Source organism: Candidatus Accumulibacter aalborgensis (assembly GCF_900089955.1).
Classification (GTDB): Bacteria; Pseudomonadota; Gammaproteobacteria; order Burkholderiales; family Rhodocyclaceae; genus Accumulibacter; species Accumulibacter aalborgensis.
On the sequence record NZ_FLQX01000093.1, the window covers coordinates 1 to 13,966 of the forward strand.

Annotated in this window: 11 protein-coding genes; 4 read left to right on the top strand and 7 right to left on the bottom strand. The window is 58.9% G+C overall.

Annotated features, from left to right (window positions below; translation table 11 throughout):
• Positions 1–41: 41 nt before the first annotated feature.
• A complete protein-coding gene (locus tag ACCAA_RS05275) occupies positions 42–251 on the top strand; it encodes a type I restriction-modification enzyme R subunit C-terminal domain-containing protein (RefSeq protein WP_245754453.1) in 210 nt (69 codons plus the stop codon).
• 21 nt (positions 252–272) lie between these two features.
• On the opposite strand, the gene mnmE is transcribed toward ACCAA_RS05275, so the two are convergent.
• Genes mnmE through rpmH form a run of 5 tightly spaced genes read right to left on the bottom strand, consistent with a single transcriptional unit; the run spans position 273 to position 4,085 of the window.
• Positions 273–1,649, bottom strand: coding sequence for a tRNA uridine-5-carboxymethylaminomethyl(34) synthesis GTPase MnmE (gene mnmE, locus ACCAA_RS05280; protein WP_186406186.1), 1,377 nt, complete (start codon positions 1,647–1,649; stop codon positions 273–275).
• Entirely contained in the window at positions 1,615–3,297 is a 1,683-nt protein-coding gene (gene yidC / locus ACCAA_RS05285; RefSeq protein WP_186406187.1) for a membrane protein insertase YidC, read from the bottom strand. The genes mnmE and yidC overlap by 35 nt, the downstream gene beginning before the upstream one ends.
• 26 nt (positions 3,298–3,323) lie before the next feature.
• Entirely contained in the window at positions 3,324–3,533 is a 210-nt protein-coding gene (gene yidD, locus ACCAA_RS05290) for a membrane protein insertion efficiency factor YidD (protein WP_186406188.1), read from the bottom strand.
• A 4-nt stretch (positions 3,534–3,537) separates the two neighbouring features.
• The gene (rnpA, locus tag ACCAA_RS05295) at positions 3,538–3,954 is read right to left on the bottom strand and encodes a ribonuclease P protein component (RefSeq protein ID WP_245754454.1); all 417 of its coding nucleotides are present in this window, start codon (positions 3,952–3,954) and stop codon (positions 3,538–3,540) included.
• Positions 3,951–4,085 (bottom strand): 50S ribosomal protein L34, encoded by a 135-nt coding sequence (rpmH, locus tag ACCAA_RS05300; protein WP_081444259.1) that lies wholly within the window; start codon positions 4,083–4,085, stop codon positions 3,951–3,953. The genes rnpA and rpmH overlap by 4 nt, the downstream gene beginning before the upstream one ends.
• A gap of 286 nt (positions 4,086–4,371) precedes the next feature.
• Here rpmH and dnaA point away from each other — a divergent pair, with 286 nt between their 5' ends.
• The 3 genes from dnaA to gyrB all read left to right on the top strand — a co-directional run bounded on the left by dnaA (position 4,372) and on the right by gyrB (position 9,915).
• Positions 4,372–5,769: a chromosomal replication initiator protein DnaA gene (gene dnaA, locus ACCAA_RS05305; RefSeq protein WP_186406189.1), complete on the top strand. Its 1,398-nt coding sequence runs from the start codon at positions 4,372–4,374 to the stop codon at positions 5,767–5,769.
• A 504-nt stretch (positions 5,770–6,273) separates the two neighbouring features.
• Positions 6,274–7,404, top strand: coding sequence for a DNA polymerase III subunit beta (gene dnaN, locus ACCAA_RS05310; RefSeq protein ID WP_186406190.1), 1,131 nt, complete (start codon positions 6,274–6,276; stop codon positions 7,402–7,404).
• 42 nt (positions 7,405–7,446) lie between these two features.
• Positions 7,447–9,915: a DNA topoisomerase (ATP-hydrolyzing) subunit B gene (gene gyrB, locus ACCAA_RS05315; protein ID WP_186406191.1), complete on the top strand. Its 2,469-nt coding sequence runs from the start codon at positions 7,447–7,449 to the stop codon at positions 9,913–9,915.
• An 86-nt stretch (positions 9,916–10,001) separates the two neighbouring features.
• On the opposite strand, the gene pyrF is transcribed toward gyrB, so the two are convergent.
• Together pyrF and ACCAA_RS05325 are read right to left on the bottom strand one after the other, a co-directional pair.
• Complete coding sequence (gene pyrF, locus ACCAA_RS05320; protein WP_186406192.1) at positions 10,002–10,826, bottom strand: orotidine-5'-phosphate decarboxylase; 825 nt, start codon at positions 10,824–10,826, stop codon at positions 10,002–10,004.
• Positions 10,827–11,001: 175 nt separating this feature from the next.
• On the bottom strand, positions 11,002–13,944 hold the full coding sequence (locus ACCAA_RS05325) for a VIT domain-containing protein (RefSeq protein ID WP_186406193.1): 2,943 nt from the start codon (positions 13,942–13,944) through the stop codon (positions 11,002–11,004).
• Between the last annotated feature and the right edge of the window lie 22 nt (positions 13,945–13,966).

Genomic DNA, 13,966 nt, shown 5'->3' on the forward strand with positions numbered 1-13,966 from the left:
GCTCCCCATGCCCCCACACTTTGATCTGCCTACGATCTTGCGTGGCCAAAAAGATCCACACCCAAATCGGATTCGTCAACCTGATCCTCGACCACCTGACGGAGCGAGGCGTGATGGACGCCGAGATTCTGTACCAGTCGCCGTTCACCGATCTGACGCCCAAGGGACCCGACGGTCTCTTCAGTTCCGAACAGCTCGACGAGCTAATGGCCGCGCTTGAGCAGGTGCGTGGTACAGCCATGGCCGCGTGAGCGGAATGTTGCGCAAGCCGCCTATTTTCCGATGCAGAACCGCCCAAAAATCTCTCCCAACAGGTCGTCACTGCTGAATTCTCCGGTGATCGTCGCGAGCGCCCTCTGAGCTAGCCGGAGTTCCTCGGCGAACAGTTCCAGCCGGGGTAATTGCTCGCGCGCCGCGTCGATTCGCTGGCCTGTTTCTGCCAGAGCGCGCAGGTGACGTTCGCGCGCGATGAAAACATCCTCGGCCGGGTGCCAGCCAGCGATGCGCAGCAATTCCTGGCGCAAGAGCTCGATGCCTTCGCCGGATTTCGCCGACAGCGCAATCGCCACACCATCGGCTTCGTTACGGCGTTCGGCGGCACGCGGCGTCAGATCGATCTTGTTGTAGACCGTGACTCGGGCCAGGTGGGCAGGAACCCGGGCAAGAATATCTCGCTCGGCATTGCCGATGCCACTGCGCGCATCAACCAGGAGAACGACGACATCGGCACGTTCAATCTCGCGCCAGGCGCGTTGAATGCCGATTTTCTCGATCGCGTCTTCGGTGGCGCGCAAGCCTGCTGTATCGATCACGTGCAGCGGAACGCCTTCAATCTGCAGCGTGCTGCGTACCAGGTCACGGGTCGTTCCCGGTAACGCGGTGACGATGGCCAGTTCGTCGCCGGCGAGGCGGTTGAGGAGGCTTGACTTGCCGACGTTGGGCTGACCGGCCAGCACGACATGCAAGCCAGCCTGGAGCAAGCCACCTTGCCGCGCACGGTCAAAAACCACGCTGAGCCGTTGCTGCAGGCGCTCAAGGCGGCCAAAGGCATCGGCAGCCGCAAGGAAATCAAGCTCCTCGTCCGGGAAATCGAGGGTGGCTTCAACGAGCGCGCGCAGCTCGATCAGTTGCTCCAGGAGAGCGCGCACTTCTCGCGAGAACTCGCCCTGCAGCGAACGCACGGCGCTACGGGCAGCGGCGACCGTCGAGGCGTCGATCAGATCAATGACCGCTTCGGCCTGCGTCAGATCGAGCTTGCCGTTGAGATAGGCTCGGCGCGTGAACTCCCCTGGCTCGGCCAGGCGTGCTCCCAGCTCCAGGCAACGTGCGAGCAACATCTGCATGACCAGCGGACCACCGTGACCGTGCAGTTCGAGAACGTCATCGCCGGTGAACGAATGCGGGGTGGGAAAATGGAGCAGAAGCCCGCTATCGATGACGCGGCCATCGGCCGACCTGAAGTCGCCAATCGTCGCCAGGCGAGCCAGTGGTCGTTTGCCGCTCAATGCTTCGGCAAAGTCCAGCAGGCTCTCTCCCGAGACGCGGATGACGCCGATACCACCGCGACCGGGAGCGGTCGCGATGGCGGCTATCGTTCCTGCATCGGCTCCGAAGTCAGGCCTTACTGTCGTTGGCAGCTTTTCCGCCACCTTCGATCATCCGGGTGATCTGCCATTGCTGGGCGATCGACAAGGTGTTGTTGACCACCCAGTAGAGCACCAGACCGGCCGGAAAGAAGAAGAACATCGCCCCGAAGATGAAGGGCATCATCATCATGACTTTGGCCTGGATGGGATCCGGCGGCGTCGGGTTGAGCCTGGTCTGAATCAGCATCGTCACGACCATGATCACCGGCAGCACGTAGTACGGATCAGCCGACGAGAGATCGGTAATCCAGAGGATCCACGGCGCATCGCGAATCTCGACGGCACCCAGCAATGCCCAGTACAGCGCAATGAAGACCGGGATCTGGACCGCTATCGGCAGGCAACCGCCCAGCGGGTTGATCTTTTCGCGCTTGTAGAGCGCCATCATCTCCTGGTTGAGCTTCTGGCGGTCGTCACCATAACGTTCCTTCAAGGCGACGAGGCGCGGCGTAACGGTCCGCATCTTGGCCATCGATTTGTAGCTCGCCGCCGACAACGGGAAGAAAAGCAGCTTGATACCGATGGTCAGCAGGACGATCGCCCAACCCCAGTTGCCGACCACTTTATGGATCGCTTCCAGACACCAGAAAATCGGCGCGGCCACGATCGTCAGCCACCCATAATCAACGACCAGCGGCAGGCCCTGTGCTCCGATACCCCCGTCGGCCGGCGGCTTGGCCAACTGATCAAGAATGCCCTGAATCTGGGGACCGGCGAAAATCGGCACGGAAAAAGAGACCTTCGCACCCGGTGCTACCAGCGGTGCCGGAACGATGACGCCTGCGGCAATAGCAGGATGGACACCGCCTTCGAGCTTCCGCATGTAGAACTCACGCGACAACCCTGGAGCAGGGATCCAGGCGGCCACGAAGTAGTGCTGAACCATCGCTATCCAGCCGTTGTCGGCCTTGGTCGCAAACTTGGCCTTACCCTTTTCGATATCGGCAAAAGTCACCTTCTGATACTTGTCCTGGTCCGTATAGACGGCCGGTCCGGTGTAGGTCGACACCATCGAACTCTCGCCTTCAGGCGCCGTGATGTCGCGCTGCAACTGGTAGTACGCGTGCGCCACGATGTCTTTCTCGCTGCCATTGTCGATTTCGTGAGCAACATTGATCAGATAGCTCCCACGCGTGAAGGTGTACACCTTGGCGACCTTGATACCGCCGCTGATGGGAGCTTCCAGGCGCAACTCGATGGTCTTGGCATCGCCGGTCAGCTCTCGGCTGCCGGCAGCCGCAGAAAAGACCGTCTTGTGGTTCGCCAAGCCCTCACCAATCAAACCGCTCTGCGCAACGTACTGGTGTTTGGCCTCGAGGAGAGCAAACTCCTTGCTCTTGTCGGTGACATTCTTGTAGTTGTCGAGCTCAAGGCGGACGATGTCGCCGCCCTGGCGAGCAATGTGGGCGACAAACAGATCGGTCTTGACGACGAAGGTTTCGGCCTTGTCGACGGCTGCCACGACAGCCGTCTCGGGGACCACCGGAATGGGAGCATGCAAGTTCGCCGAGGGCTGCGGTGCAGGCGCCTGCGCCGTGCTGACGGCAGCGGGAGATACGGCCTTGGGCTGGTTGTACTTCTGCCAGGCATCCCAGAGCATTACCAGCGAGAAGGAAAAAACCAGCAACAGGAGCAGGCGTCGATTATCCATGAAGGCCTATACGATTTGATTGATGTTCAGGGCACGGGGTCAAAACCACCGGGGTTCCACGGATGACAGCGGGACAGCCGGTGCAGCGCGAGCCTTGTCCCCTTTCTGGCACCATATTTTTCCAACGCTTCCGTCGCGTACTCGGAGCAACTCGGGAAGAAACGACAGCGCCGCGCGAGCATCGGGCTCAGCGCGTATCGGTAAACGCCTATCAAGGCCAGGAGCAACCGCTTCATCGGATCATCGTTCAATTGAGATCATCTTGCCCAGCAAGCCCTCGATTTCCTGCGCCATGGTTTGTCGGTCAAGCGGGACAGGTTTGGCGGCCAAGCGCACCACCAGATCGCATGATCGCAAGCGAGCACGTAGCAGACGGAAGTGCTCCCTGACCAGTCGCCGGACAAGGTTTCGATCAACCGACCGGCGGAGGAAGCGCTTCGCAACCACCAGACCAAGGCGGGCTCCTGAACCTTCGCTGGCCATGCGAGGGCGGTAATGTAGCAGGAAGTGGCGGCTTTTCAGCACCCTCCTGAAACCAAAAACGGATGAGTATTCATCCGTTTTCAGAAGGCGATAATGCTTTGGAAAAGGGGCTGCGGACGGCGTGCGCTGCGCACGACCCGCACGGTCACCGGAGATAGGAAGCTGGCAGCTCAAACCGCCAGGCGGTGACGACCTTTGGCGCGACGCGCGCGAATCACGGCACGACCACCACGAGTAGACATTCGAACGAGGAAGCCGTGCGTACGCTTGCGGCGGACGACCGACGGTTGATAGGTACGTTTCATGGTTAACCCTTTGAAGTCAATGCAAAGTAAACTTGCAATTAAACAGCGTCTGACGGTTTCTTGTCAAGACCACATTTTTGATGATGCTGTGGATAACTTGGGGACAACGGGTTAGAATTCGCCCTTCAGGGCTCGCGACAAATAGCACAGAGGGTAGGGTAAGCGCAGTAAGTTTTCGCTAGAAGCCCGGCGGTATTAACCTATCAATATGATTTTAATTGACTTTAATTCATGTTGAGCTGCCGCTACCAGCGCACCACTTGAGGATTGAACGCCATGACCGTCGATGAGTAGCTTCTGGACCTCGTGTCTGAGCCAGTTCGAACAGGAACTCCCTCCTCAGCAATTCAATACCTGGATCCGTCCGCTTCGTCTTGAAGGCGAAGAGGACTGCGCGCGCGGCCTGCGCTTGCTGGCGCCCAACGGATTCATCCTGAAATGGGTCAAGGAACGCTATCTGGCGCGCATCGAAGAACTGGGGAGCGAGTATTTTTCGGTCCCGGTCAGCGTGACCTTGACGCTGGGAGAACGCGCAGCAGCCCCACTGAACATGACTTCCGGTTCACCGGGAAAAGCACCTCCAGTCACCGGAGCAACGGTCACCAGCGGTACCGCGGTGAAGAACGCATCACTGGTCGATCAGCAAAGATCAAGCTACGAGAAGACGAGGTTGATCCCTACTTTTACCTTCGACAACCTGGTCGTTGGGAAGGCCAACGACCTTGCTCGCGCGGCCTCCCGGCAGGTCGCCATCAGCCCTGGTGAAGCCACCTACAACCCCTTGTTCATTTATGGGGGTGCTGGTCTGGGCAAGACGCACCTCGTACACGCGATCGGCAACCAGATTCTTGAGCATGACCCCGACAAGGTCGTGCGCTATGTCCATGCCGAGGACTACTACTCGGACGTAGTTCGCGCCTACCAACAGAAGTCCTTCGACGTCTTCAAACGATACTATCGCTCGCTTGACGTCTTGCTCCTCGATGACGTGCAGTTCTTCAATAACAAGAACCGTACACAGGAAGAGTTCTTCTACGTTTTCAACGCTCTGAGTGAATCAAAGAAGCAGATCGTGATCAGTTGCGACACCTACCCGAAGAATATATCCGGACTGGAAGATCGCCTGATCACGCGCTTTGACTGGGGGCTGACCGTGCAGATCGAACCCCCGGAAACAGAAATGCGCGTTGCCATCTTGAAGAAGAAAGCCGAAGTCGAGGGGGTAGCACTCGACGACGAGGTCGCCTTCTACGTGGCCAAGCATCTACGTTCCAACGTGAGAGAACTCGAGGGCGCGCTCAAGAAGGTGCTCGCCTACTCCGCGTTTCATGGGCGACAAATCTCACTCGATCTGGCCAAGGAGGCACTCAAGGACTTGATCGGTTCGGTCAACCGACAGATCACGGTCGAGAACATCCAGAAAACGGTGGCCGATTACTTCAAAATCAAGGTAGCGGATCTGTTCTCGAAAAAACGGACGCGGGTAATCGTTCGACCGCGTCAAATCGCCATGTGGCTGGCGAAAAATCTGACTTCACAGAGCTATCCATCGATCGGCGACGCCTTCGGCGGCCGTGACCATACGACTGTTCTGCATGCCGTACGAACCATCGATGATTTGCGCACCAAGGACAATGAGCTCAATCACAACGTACACGTACTCTTGCAGGTGCTGAAGGGCTGAGGCGGACTGTAGTAGTCGGTGGACAATTGGCTGACATTTTGTGGATAAGGCGGCACAGCGGAGGCTGTGGGCAAGTTATCAGATTTTGCCCACACCTTCATACCGCCTTTCAGCAGCCCTGAAAAAACAGTTTAACGTATTGAATTAACTGTACAATTACGAAATATCAACAGACTTGCAACCAGTATTGTATTTGTATTAATTAGATATATCGTCTTATTGAAGATAGCGGAGAGGCGTCCAATCGCCGTCTAGGTGGCCCTTGGGGTCGTCGAAATGTTGGACGGACTCGGCCGCCCGGCTGTAGAAGTCCGTGGGCAATTGGCTCGCAAAAAGGGGACAAATTGGATATACAGAGGCTGTGGATAAATCATTACATCTTCCGCACAAGCCCATACCGTGCTTTTTCAGCCCATTAAAATAATATAACTATCTGAATTTAAAAAACAATCGTCACATATCAACAGACTTGTCCGTACTATTGTCTTTATAGGATTTATAGATATGCTTCTTATCAAAACACGGCGCGACACTCTGCTGGCTCCCCTGCAGGCAGTTTCTGGAATCGTCGAACGACGTCATACACTGCCGATTCTTTCGAACGTGTTGCTCGAAAAGAAAGGGGATGTGCTGACCTTCCTGGCAACGGATATCGAGATCCAGATCACCACCTCAAGCACAGGTGCCATGGGCGATGGCGACGGGGCGATCACCGTTGGGGCGAGAAAATTGCAGGAGATTTTGCGCTCCTTGCCGGAAAGTGCTGAAGTGAGCCTCATGCTCGACGACAGGCGCCTGCAGGTGAAAGCGGGACGGAGCCGCTTCAGCTTGCAAACCTTGCCGGCTGACGATTTTCCCTGCATGGCTCTGTCCGACGCAGAGATCACGAAGTTCACGGTTACCCAGAAGCAATTCCGTCACTTGCTGACGCAGACAAGCTATTCGATGGCTGCCCAGGATGTGCGCTATTACCTCAACGGGCTCTTGCTGCTGGTGGATGACGGCACTTTGCGGGCAGTGGCGACCGATGGCCATCGCCTTGCCTATTCGAGCATGCCACTCGACGATGTGCCGGAAGCCTTGCGTCAGGAAGGTGCTGCGCGCAAGGAACTGATCGTGCCACGCAAAACAGTCATTGAACTCAGTCGTCTACTAGCGGACAATGATGAGCCTTTGACGATCGAAATGCTGCCCAGCCAGGCTCGCTTCCAGTTTGGCCAGATCAATCTGGTGTCGAAGCTGATCGATGGCCGGTTTCCCGATTATGAGAGGGTGATTCCGTCCTCGCTCAGGAACGTTGTTTCGGTGAATCGTGCTCTTCTGTTACAGTCTATGGTTCGGGCGGCGATTCTGACCAATGAGAAGTTCCGCGGTGTTCGCCTGATACTGTCGGAAGGCAGCTTGAAGATCATGGCGGCCAATGCCGAGCAGGAAGAAGCGCAGGAAGAGATCGAGGTGGATTACAGCGGTGAGGCGCTGGATGTCGGTTTCAATGTAGCCTACCTGCTCGATGTTTTGAACAACACCCCCGACGAAACCATCGAGTGGGGTTTCAACGATGCGAATTCGAGTGCGCTACTGACGATCCCGGGCAACGACCGGTTCAAGTACGTCGTGATGCCCATGCGGATTTGAGCGGCGAGCAAGCTGTGACAAGAAAGAAGCACTGGATCCAGAATGATTGACGAAAACGAGCAGCCCGCCTATGACGAAACGAGCATTCAGCAGCTTGAGGGTCTGGAGGCGGTTCGTAAGCGCCCGGGAATGTATATCGGCGATACTTCCGATGGTACCGGTCTGCACCACATGGTATTCGAAGTCGTCGACAACGCGATCGATGAGGCCTTGGCTGGTTATTGTGATGACATAGTCATAACTATTCATGCGGACAATTCTATTTCCGTGACCGACAATGGTCGCGGCATACCGACTGGCATCAAGTTTGACGACAAGCACGAGCCGAAGAGGTCGGCGGCCGAGATCGTCATGTGCGTGCTCCACGCAGGCGGAAAATTCAACCAGAATTCATACAAGGTCTCCGGTGGCTTGCACGGCGTGGGTGTTTCCTGTGTCAATGCGCTTTCCAAGTGGTTGCGTCTGACCATCCGACGCGAAAGCAAGAAATACTTCCTTGAGTTCAACCGCGGAGCTGTCGTTGATCGCCTGATCGAGGTTCAGAGGAACGTCGAAGTGTCGCCGCTGAGAGTCGTCGCGGCAACCGAGAAGCGCGGTACGGAACTCCACTTCATGGCCGACGAGGAGATCTTCGGCCCGGTCGAATTTCACTACGAAATCATCGCCAAGCGCTTGCGTGAGCTGTCGTTTCTGAACAATGGCGTGAAGATTCGTCTCAACGACCAGCGGACCGGCAAGGAGGAAAACTTTGCCTTCCTCGGTGGCGTCAAGGGCTTTGTCGAGTACATCAACCGTACAAAATCGGTTCTCCATGCCAACATCTTTCATGCGGCCGGAGACTCGACCAGCGCCCACGGCGTCATCAGTGTCGAAGTGGCCATGCAGTGGAACGACAGTTACGCCGAGCAGGTGCTGTGTTTCACCAACAACATCCCGCAAGCCGATGGTGGAACCCACATGACCGGACTTCGCGCGGCCATGACGCGGGTCATCAACCGTTATATCGAAGAACACGAGATCGCCAAAAAGGCGAAAGTCGATATCACCGGGGATGACATGCGCGAGGGCCTCGTCTGTGTGTTGTCGGTGAAGATGCCGGACCCGAAGTTTGCTTCGCAGACCAAGATGAAGCTGGTTTCTTCAGAGGCCCGTCCGGCCGTTGAAGAGGTCGTCGCGGCCAAGCTTGGTGAATTTCTTCAGGAGCGGCCGCTCGACGCCAAGGTGATTACCGGCAAGATCATCGAAGCGGCGCGGGCGCGTGATGCAGCGCGCAAGGCCAGGGAAATGACCCGTCGCAAAGGGCTGCTTGACGGCGTTGGTTTGCCGGGCAAGCTTGCCGATTGTCAGGAAAAAGACCCGGCGCTCTGCGAGCTCTATCTGGTCGAGGGTGATTCCGCCGGTGGTTCCGCCAAACAGGGTCGCGACCGAAAGTTCCAGGCTATTTTGCCGCTCAAGGGAAAAATCCTGAACGTGGAGAAAGCGCGTTTTGACAAGCTGATTTCTTCGCAGGAGATCGCGACCCTGATTACCGCGCTCGGGACCGGCATCGGCAAGGACGAATACAAGCCCGAGAAGTTGCGTTACCATCGCCTGATCATCATGACCGATGCGGACGTGGATGGTGCGCACATCCGCACTCTGCTACTCACTTTTTTCTATCGCCAGATGCCTGAGCTGGTCGAGAATGGTCACATCTACATCGCGCAGCCACCGCTGTACAAGGTAAAGCACGGCAAGACAGAGCGTTACATCAAGGACGATCAGGCCCTCAAGCAGTTCCTGCTGACCTTGGCCCTCGAAGGGTCGGTTCTGACGCCATTGGCTGGCGCGCCAGAAATTTCCGGGATCGCCCTGGAGCAACTGGCAGGCCAGTACCTGCTGGCTGAAGCGGTGATCAACCGGCTCTCGCACCTGATCAATCCTGAAGTGCTGCATGCCTTGATCGATGCCAATCTGGAAATAGAGCTGGCTGATGAGGCGTCAGCCGCAGCGAGCGCCAAGGCCTTGATGGAAGCTGTCGGTGGCAAGCTGGGCATCAGCATTCTGGAACGTTATGACCAGGCGCAGGAACGTTGGCAGCTACGTCTCGAAAAGATACTGCATGGCAACCTCAAGGTAGGCATCATCGACGAAGACCTCCTGGTCAGCGGTGACTATGTTCAACTGCGCAAGACGGCTGAGATGCTCGCGGGTCTTTTTGGTCCAGGCGGCTTGGTTGTTCGCGGCGAAAAGAAGCAGGCTGTCGGCAGTTTTGCCGAAACCATGCAGTGGTTGCTCAGCGAAGTTGAGCGTAGCGTGACCAAGCAGCGTTACAAAGGTCTCGGTGAAATGAATCCTGAGCAGCTTTGGGAGACGACCATGGACCCCAAGGTACGCCGTCTGCTGAAGGTCCAGATCGAAGATGCGATCGGCGCTGACGAGATTTTTACCACACTGATGGGTGAGCTCGTTGAGCCGCGCCGTCACTTCATTGAAACCAATGCACTGGCGGCGCGCAACATTGACGTTTGAGGCTGCCTGGCCATTCGAGCAGTTCGAGAGAGACAGGATCAGCCGCGGCTGGCTGACACCCAGCGCGCTCTTGGCCCTGAGTGGCCTTACGCTGGCTGGCGGCGATAGCGATTGATGGCATCGCGCGTGGCCTGCGCAACGCGGCGCGCTGCCGCTGCGTAATCTTCACCGTCTTGGGCGTAAAGAATGGCGCGTGAAGAATTGATCATCAAGCCGTCGCCACTGGGCGTGCACCCCGCTCGCACGGTGCTTTCGATGTCGCCGCCCTGGGCACCGATGCCGGGGACGAGCAGCGGCATGTTGCCGGTCAACGCGCGAACCTGAGCAATTTCAGCCGGGAAAGTGGCGCCGACCACCAAGGCGCACTGACCACTCTGATTCCATAGCGTGTCGACCAGGCGGGCAACCCTTTCGTAGAGTTTCTCGCCGCCGACATCGAGGAACTGGAGATCGCTACCGCCAGGGTTGGAGGTGCGACAGAGCAGAATGACGCCCTTGTCCCGGTAAGCCAGATAAGGCTCAATCGAGTCGCGTCCGAGGTAGGGGTTGACGGTAATCGCGTCGGCCTTGAAGCGCTCGAAGGCCTCGATCGCATATTGTTCGGCGGTGCTGCCGATGTCGCCACGCTTGGCATCCAGAATGACCGGTGTCCCGGGGTGTTTTTCGTGGATGTGTGCGATAAGTGCTTCAAGCTGGTCTTCGGCGCGGCGTGCCGCGAAGTAAGCGATCTGCGGCTTGAAGCAGCAGACCAGGTCCGCCGTGGCGTCGACGATAACGCTGCAGAACTCGAAAATCGCGTCTGGTCTGCCTTTCAGGTGAGCAGGGAAGCGCGTCGGATCTGGATCCAGTCCGACACAGAGCAGGCTGTTGCGGTCGCGCCAGGCGGCGCTCAGGGTAGGCATGAAGTTCATCAGGGCGATGCCGGGGTGCAAAGGCGATATTCTAATCTGCGCAGGCGAGTTCAGGCGCCAGTGTGCGTGTCAAACATCAGGATGTTGCCCTTGAACGGAGCGCCGTTTTCGAGGATTCTCTTCCCAGCCAGGTCAAAGGTGTCCATCGCCTGGGCGAGAACCCGCGCCGACGGCCTTATTGGCCGACCACGAACTCGCCCACCGTGACCACGTCGCTTTGCCCCTTGAGGCGCAGCGTCAGCCGTTCTTCTTTCTGGGCAGCAGTGCCGAAGCCGGTGTAAAGGCGTACTCCAAGCGTCGTCGCGCCGGCCACGAGCTGCTGGCGGTGGCCGTAGAACTGCGCCTGGATCAGGTACTTGCCGGGCTTCGCCTTTCTCAGCGAGAACTCTTCCGGGCCATAACCGCCGGTAAAATCACGTGACATGGCACCCCCCTGATAGCTCAGGCGGTTGCCATAGAAGCTCTTTTCGCCGTTGGGGTCGGTCACCCAGAGATCGATGTCGGTGTTGTCGGCATCCCAGGAGAGTACCACGCGCAGGTCGAGCGGCAGGTTGCGCAGCAAACGCGGATCGATGGCCGAGGTATCGAGCTTCTCTGGAGCGGTGGCGATCAGGGCGTTCATTTCCGCCAGAGCGACCAGTTCGATATCGGGAAAGCGGTTGTGCCATGGTCGCGTCACCACCTGGTAAAGCGATTCGACGGCTTTCTGCCGGCTACCGGCTTCTGCCTGAGCCAGGCCGAGATCGCGCCAGGACTGCGGCTCGTTGGGCGCCAGTTCGAGGACGCGATGCAACACCGACACCGCCAGATCGGCCCGCTTGGCCTGCATCAGCCGATAGCCGAGGATGCGCAGTACGTGACGGTTTTCGAGATCCATTTCGGCCAGGTTGGAGAGGATGCGCACCGCCAGTTCCGGGCGGGAGCGGTCGAAGAAGATGTCGGCGACGTCGAGAAAGAAGGCCGTGCTGTTCAGGTAGCCGGGCCGCTCGTCGAGATAGACGCGATACAGTTGCGCTGCCTCGGCCTTGCGTAGGCGTTCGGCGTATGGCGCGTCGGGAACCCATTTCTTGAGCTGGATGCTGACCACGGGCGCCGGTGCTGCTGCGCCATCCACCGGGCCCGCCGTGTCGGCCGCCAGGCTCGTCATGCGCTGCGCGACAGATGCCTTGGCCAGTGCCTGGCGGGGCTCGTTGGCAGCGGGGGCCGGAGCGGCAGCTGGCGGAGGTGTCGCTGCCAGGCGGCTTCTCTCCGCAGAGATGCCGGCGGAAGCTAGTGCTCCAGCCGTCGTCTTGGCTTCCTCGCCGGATTTCGGGCGATCGCCCTTGGGAAAATCACGTTCCCACCACGCCTGCTTGTCCTTGAAACGGCGAGCAATATCTTCCAGGTGGCTGACACGATCACCTTCGACCTGCTGACGACGCGTGCTGGCCAGGCGCTCGTACTCGCCACGCAGCTCGCTGGGAGGAACGATTTCATGGCGCACATAATCTTCCATGCGATCGAGCACGATCAGCGAAGTGCCCGGTGTGACCAGCCCGAAGTTTTTGCCCAGGCGCTCGATCGCGGCTCGATTGAGGGTCCGCTCAGGCAATAACTGCTTGATCCGCAGGCCCGCCCAGGCTTGTGCCGCAAAGCCTGCCGCCCGAGACTCTGCGCCGCCAAGCTTGACTTGCTGGCGCTCGACCCCGCCGCGAGGATTGCGCCACACCACTTCGAGCACTGCGTTCACCTCGGTCAATACCCCGGCCACCGCCAGCCGCCCGGAGTCCGCATCAGCCGGCGCCGCGAGCAGGTCGAGCGCGCCGTTTGAACGCAGGCCAGTCAGTCGCGGGCCAAGCTGACGAAGTGCCGTCAGCGCAGCGTCCGGCGATGTCGTCAGCAGATCGACATAGGCACCGCCGCTGTTCACCGCCGCCTGGCGCAAGCGATCAGCATCGGACGCCGCGGCTGCGCTGACGGCGAACAACGGCACCGAAAAATCCGGCATCGCCAGGGCAGAGAAATTACCCAGACCGTCGCTGAACAGCAGTGCGGCATCTGCGCCAGCGGGCGGAAGGAAAGCCGCCATGTTCGTTCCGCCGTCGTAGGCCACCCTTTCCAGCACGGCACGCAGGGCCGACCAGTCACCCCTCTTGACGACGAAGGTGCCACCGTCTTCGCCGGCGTCGCGCGCCAGCGTCAAACGCACCTGGGTGTTGCCCAGCGCCTTGAAATAGGCGTCGAGCAGGGAAAACTCGCGCCCATGCTCGCGATTGGCGCCGGAACCCGAGGCGTCCCAGACGATCGCCAGTTGCGCTGGTTTCGGCCGCGCCACCCGGGCCATACGTGGCGCGGGCAGCTCGGCATAGAAATACCGCTTGCCGTCGAATTCCTCCGTGGTCAGCAGCAGGCCCTGGTGCGACAAGAGGCTCACTTCAGCCAGATCTTCCGGCCGATAGTCGCGGCGATGGATTTCGAGCACGGCGCCGCCCTCACGGTCAGCCCAGCGAGCGTCGCTCAGGCCGCGCAGTACCTTCAGCACATCGGCCTTGAGACCGGGCGCCTGTATGCGCAGATCAAAGGCCTCCAGTCGGTCACCGAAAGCCAGCGGCAAGCGCAACAGCGCGGAACCGTCACGTTTTTCCGACAACTGCTCGCTGATGGTCAGCGATACTCTCCGCTCGCCACGTGCCGGAATCGGGTAGACGCGCAGCTTATAGTTGTTGCCCTGCGTGGCTTCGAGCAAGGCCGGGTCGATTCTGGCTCGTGTTACGTCCTCGAAGACTTCCTGACCACGCACCTTTTCGACAGGCACCGCAGCTCGCCACTTGCCGTCGAAGTCGAGCGCAAAGCCGCTGACCTGCTGTCCGTCGAGTAGTGGGAACTGCAACTCTCCTTCGAGCAGACGGGCGTTGGGATTGTGGAAGGTCATCTCCACCGTAGTCCTGGCCAGACGACCGACGACGACCACATCGACATTGACGCGCGCCAGGCGCACCGGTTGTGCCGCGTCCGGCACGCGCAGGACCACGGGGCGCAGCACCGGCGGTAGTGGGTCGCTGATCAGCAGATTCTGAGCGCTCAAGCCGTGCGCAGCAACTAGCAGCGCCGCGAGGACAATACTTTTCCATGCTTTCATGATCCGACCTTTGGTCAACAGA

Coding starts and splice junctions, on each gene's coding strand:
- ACCAA_RS05325 (WP_186406193.1), bottom strand. CDS start 13,944: ATGAAAGCATGGAAAAGTATTGTCCTCGCGGCGCTGCTAGTTGCTGCG.
- pyrF (WP_186406192.1), bottom strand. CDS start 10,826: ATGAACTTCATGCCTACCCTGAGCGCCGCCTGGCGCGACCGCAACAGC.
- yidD (WP_186406188.1), bottom strand. CDS start 3,533: ATGAAGCGGTTGCTCCTGGCCTTGATAGGCGTTTACCGATACGCGCTG.
- rpmH (WP_081444259.1), bottom strand. CDS start 4,085: ATGAAACGTACCTATCAACCGTCGGTCGTCCGCCGCAAGCGTACGCAC.
- gyrB (WP_186406191.1), top strand. CDS start 7,447: ATGATTGACGAAAACGAGCAGCCCGCCTATGACGAAACGAGCATTCAG.
- dnaA (WP_186406189.1), top strand. CDS start 4,372: ATGAGTAGCTTCTGGACCTCGTGTCTGAGCCAGTTCGAACAGGAACTC.
- dnaN (WP_186406190.1), top strand. CDS start 6,274: ATGCTTCTTATCAAAACACGGCGCGACACTCTGCTGGCTCCCCTGCAG.
- yidC (WP_186406187.1), bottom strand. CDS start 3,297: ATGGATAATCGACGCCTGCTCCTGTTGCTGGTTTTTTCCTTCTCGCTG.